Source organism: Amycolatopsis thailandensis (assembly GCF_042723255.1).
GTDB classification, from domain to species: domain Bacteria; phylum Actinomycetota; class Actinomycetes; order Mycobacteriales; family Pseudonocardiaceae; genus Amycolatopsis; species Amycolatopsis thailandensis.
The window spans coordinates 1-3,773 of record NZ_JBHXJK010000260.1 but is presented as its reverse complement, the minus strand read 5'-3'; the positions used below and the strand labels follow the sequence as shown (position 1 = coordinate 3,773).

General features: G+C 70.1%; 3 protein-coding genes. 1 reads left to right on the top strand and 2 read right to left on the bottom strand.

Annotated elements, in window-relative coordinates:
* Window positions 1-138: 138 nt before the first annotated feature.
* The gene (locus ACFWMR_RS42510) at window positions 139-795 is read right to left on the bottom strand and encodes a response regulator (protein WP_093934994.1); all 657 of its coding nucleotides are present in this window, start codon (window positions 793-795) and stop codon (window positions 139-141) included.
* Complete coding sequence (locus tag ACFWMR_RS42505; protein WP_425266622.1) at window positions 792-1,994, bottom strand: sensor histidine kinase; 1,203 nt, start codon at window positions 1,992-1,994, stop codon at window positions 792-794. The genes ACFWMR_RS42510 and ACFWMR_RS42505 overlap by 4 nt, the downstream gene beginning before the upstream one ends.
* A 195-nt stretch (window positions 1,995-2,189) precedes the next feature.
* Here ACFWMR_RS42505 and ACFWMR_RS42500 point away from each other — a divergent pair, with 195 nt between their 5' ends.
* On the top strand, window positions 2,190-3,716 hold the full coding sequence (locus tag ACFWMR_RS42500) for a dynamin family protein (RefSeq protein WP_378382487.1): 1,527 nt from the start codon (window positions 2,190-2,192) through the stop codon (window positions 3,714-3,716).
* Window positions 3,717-3,773: the final 57 nt, after the last annotated feature.

Below are 3,773 nucleotides of genomic sequence, written 5' to 3'. Positions count from 1 at the left end.
GCCGCGTGTCGTCCGTCTGATCACAGGTGCCGTCCATCCGGTCACGCGAAAGTGAGGCAGAGGTGTCGTGCTCGACGTGGGGAAAGAGAGGTCGTGAGTGGCAAGGACGGTTAGAACCGTCCTTGCCACTCACGAGGCTCAGGTGACCCCGGGACGCGCCAGCCCGGTCTCGTAGGCGAGCACCACGGCCTGCACCCGATCACGCAGGTCCAGCTTGGACAGGATCCGCCCGACGTGCGTCTTCACCGTCGCCTCGGACAGGAACAGCGTCTCGGCGATCTCCAGGTTCGAGAGGCCCTTCGCGATCAGCACGAGCACCTCCCGTTCCCGCTCGGTGAGGACGTCGAGCTCGGCCGCGTCCCGCATCGGCTTCCCGCCGCCGCCGACGAACCGGTCGAGCAGCCGCCTGGTCACCGAAGGCGAGACAACGGCGTCGCCCGAAGCGACCGCCCGCAGCGCCGACACCAGGTGATCGGGCTGGGTGTCCTTCAGCAGGAACCCGCTCGCCCCGCCCTGCAACGCCGAATAGACGTACTCGTCCAGGTCGAACGTCGTCATCACGAGCACCCGCGCCGTCCCGGCCTCGACGATCCGCTTCGTCGCCTCGACCCCGTCCAGCACCGGCATCCGGACGTCCATCAGCACGACGTCGGGCCGCAGTTCCTCGGCGAGCTTGATGGCCTGCGCGCCGTCACCCGCCTCCCCGACGACATCGATGTCCGCCTGCGCGCCCAGGACCATCCGGAACCCGACGCGCATCAATTCCTGGTCGTCGACGACCACCACCCGTATCACGTCGCCAACCTAACCGGGAGCCTCGCGTGCACCTGCCACCCTCCACCGGGAGCGGGTCCGACCTCCAGCGTGCCGCCGAAGACGTTCGCCCGTTCCCTCATTCCGATCAACCCGTTCCCGCCTGGAACGGACAGCTTCCTCGGCGGCGCCGCCTGCGACGCCGTCTTCGTGGCGGCGGGCACCAGCTGTTTCGCGCGGCCGGCGCCGTCGTCGGTGACCCGGACGTCGATCACGTCCTTCTCCCGGCGCACCAGCACCTCCGCCTGCGCGCCCTGCCCGGCGTGTTTCAGCGTGTTCGTCAGCGACTCCTGCACGATCCGGTACACGCCGAGCGAGACACCGGCGGGCAGCCCTTCCAGCGCGTCCGAACCGATCGCCAAGGTCACCGGGACACCCGCCTGGCGGATCCGGTCCGCGAGGTCGGTCAGCGCGCTGGCGTCCGGCTGCGGCACGCGCGGCTCGTCGTCGCCGTCGCTGCGGAGCACGTCCAGCAGCCGCCGCAGCTCGGCGAGCGCGCCGCGGCCGGTCTCCGAAATCGTCTGCAAGGCCCGTTTCGCCATCTCGGGATTCCCGTCGACCGCGTAGGACGCGCCGTCGGCCTGCACGACCATCACGCTCACCGCGTGCGCGACGACGTCGTGCAGCTCACGGGCGATCCGTCCGCGTTCCTCACCGACGGCGATCCTGGTCGCCTGGTCCCGTTCCGTCTCAAGTAGATGCAACCTGGCTTCCACCTCCTCGTGATAGGCGCGCCTCGCTCCCGCGAACTCGCCGAGCGTCCAGCACAGCGCGGCGGAGAAGACGCCGATGATCACCAGCACCCACATGTCCTCCGGCGGGTCGATCCACATCTGGACCCCGGAGACGACGAAGGTCGCCAGCAGATAGAACAGCCCCTGCTTGCGTCCCACGTAGACGAGCACCGAGTAGATGCTGATCATCAACGCGAACGCGCTGGCCGCCCCCAGCTCCAGCGCCCCGTGCGGGATCCCGATCAGCAGCAGCAGGTACGCCGACCACAGCGGTGCCTTCCGCCGGAAGACCAGCGGGGCGACCATCGCGATGTCCAGCGGAAGGACCACGTACCAGGGCGGCATCGGGACTTCCGGCGTCTCGACCGCCGCCACGTAGAACAGCAGGTCGGTCAGCAACAGGACGACGGCGATGAGACTGTCCCCCGCCATGGGGTGGGCACGCATCCAGAGGCTCAACCGTCGCACCTGGTAACACTATGTCGGCCCGGGACGTCCCCGCGTCGGTCGCCGGTACCACCTTCGGTGCGACCCGAGGATGAGCGGCATGGCACGATTCGGGTCGGCTTGCTCGACGACTGGGAGGGTGTGGGCGCCGTGACCTCAGCGACGGAGCAGGGCCGTCTCGCCGGCCCGCTGTCGATGTCGGTGGCGAACCTCTGCCACCGCCTCCAGCCCCAGGTGTCCGCGCGCACCGCGGCAGGCTTCGCCGAAGTGCTGCGCAGGCTGGGCGGCCCGCTCCAGGTCGCCGTCGCCGGCCGGATCAAATCGGGTAAGTCCACGCTGGTCAACGCGCTGATCGGGCGCCGGGTCGCACCGACCGACGTCGGCGAGTGCACCCGGCTGGTGACCCGGTTCCAGTACGGCACGGTCGACCGCGTCGAGATCGTCTTCAACGACGGCCGCAAGCAGGTGCTGCCCTTCGCCGCCGACGGGATGATCCCGGCCGAGCTGGGCATCGACATCGACAAGGTCTCGCATATCGAGGCGTACCTCACGAACGCGGTCCTCCAGGGCATGACCGTCATCGACACCCCGGGTCTCGGGTCGCTCGACGCCGCTTCGGTGTCGCGGACCGAGCAGCTGCTGGGCGCGGCGAAGCACCGCAAGCCCGATGACGGCGACGAGGACGACGAAGAGGGCTCGGACGAGCTGGACGACACTTCGCGCAACGCCGTCGCGGGCGCCGAGGCCGTGCTCTACGTGGTCACGCAGGGCGTCCGCGCCGACGACCAGCAGGCGCTGGCCGCGTTCACCGCCGCCACCGCGAGCCGCGAGGCGGGCCCGGTCAACGCGATCGCCGTCCTCAACAAGGCGGACACCATCGCGCCCGAGTCGGTCGAAGGCTCGGGCGGCGACGTGTGGAAGGCCGCGACGCTCTTGTCGGAGAAGCAGGCCGCGACGCTGAAGCCCCGCATCGCGGACGTGCTGCCGGTGATCGGGCTGATCGCGGAATCGGCCGAGTCCGGCGGATTCACCTCAGGTGACGCCGAGGCGCTGCGGCAGCTGTCCGAGATGGACGACGACATCCTCGAAACCATGCTGATCTCGGCGGACATCTTCACCAGCTGGGAATGCGACGTCGCGTCGGGCACACGGCTGCGGCTGCTGGAGAAGCTGGACCTGTTCGGCGTCCGGTACGCCGTCGAAGCGATCCGCAAGGAACCGGAGATCACCGCGGGGTCGCTGCGGCGGAAGCTGCTCGACGCCTCCGGGCTCGAAGCCGTCCGGCAGCGGCTGAGCATCGTCTTCGCCGCCCGCGCCGACGGCATCAAGGCGGCCGCCGCGCTCGCTTCGGTGACCGCGCTGGCCCACGCGTCGGGCGACCCGGCCGAACGGCAGCGCGTCCACGACGCGATCGAGGTCCTGCTCGCCAAGCCCGAGGCACACCAGCTCCGGCTGCTCGAAGCGCTCACGCTGGTCGCGTCCGGCGCCGTCGACATGCCCGAGGACCTGTCCGAGGAGGTCCTGCGGGTCGGCAGCAACGCCGACATCGGCGCCCAGCTCGGCAAGCCGGGCGCTCCCCGGGCCGACCTCGCCGCCCACGCGCTGGAACGCGCAGGCTGGTGGCGCTCCTTCGCGTCCTTCGGCGCGACGCCCGCCCAGAGCCGCGTCGCGCACGTCGTGCACCGGGCGTACTTCCTCATCTGGCAGCAGATCCGCGACTGACCCCCTCCCGCGTTTCGTCCTCTGGATGCGGTAGTTCGCGTTGCCAACTACCGCATC

Excerpts from the sequence above, each read along its gene's own strand:
- ACFWMR_RS42505 (WP_425266622.1), bottom strand. The coding sequence starts at position 1,994 with ATGCGTGCCCACCCCATGGCGGGGGACAGTCTCATCGCCGTCGTCCTG.
- ACFWMR_RS42500 (WP_378382487.1), top strand. The coding sequence starts at position 2,190 with ATGTCGGTGGCGAACCTCTGCCACCGCCTCCAGCCCCAGGTGTCCGCG.